The organism is Dactylosporangium darangshiense (assembly GCF_039537565.1).
GTDB lineage: Bacteria > Actinomycetota > Actinomycetes > Mycobacteriales > Micromonosporaceae > Dactylosporangium > Dactylosporangium darangshiense.
Genome location: NZ_BAABAT010000242.1, coordinates 1 through 506, shown reverse-complemented (window position 1 = coordinate 506; position 506 = coordinate 1). Strand labels below are relative to the sequence as shown.

Here is a 506-nt window from a genome sequence, read left to right as displayed (position 1 = left end):
AAGCCTCCGGTACAGCTCGTCGAGCGTCACGCCGTGATCAAGCCGCACCGCCGCCAGGCCGGTAGCGTAGTGGTTCACCCACAGGCCACGATCCCGTGGCAGCACCGCGACGTGAATCTCCGGATTGATCCCCTGCTGCTCCAACCGCACCACAGGAATACTCACCCCGTCCGGCAGCCGCAGCGTCACCGCCGGCTCACCGTCGGACGCCACCCGCGCAACAGGCCCCTGCAACCAATGCCGCACCGCTTCGAGCTGCTCCAGCTGCGTCTGGTCAGGACCCACAGGTATCCGCACCTGCCCGGCCTGATGCGCCACCGGCGCCACCAGCTCCGCCCACTCGTAGCCCGGCACGTCGAGCTCAGCAGCAGCAGCTACCACCTCCGCCAACAGATCTCCCCGATGCGGTCCACGCCGCAACGCGTTGCGAATCTCCTGCACCAGATCCACCCGGACCGGCACCGTCGCCCACGCCCGCGCCACAGCCTCCCCGACACTCGAATACC

The 506-nt window shown here is 68.6% G+C and carries 1 protein-coding gene; it reads right to left on the bottom strand.

Features of this window, described 5'->3' with window-relative positions:
- On the bottom strand, nucleotides 1-450 hold a 450-nt coding region (locus ABD901_RS58920; protein ID WP_345145181.1), incomplete at its 3' end, for a hypothetical protein.
- Nucleotides 451-506: the final 56 nt, after the last annotated feature.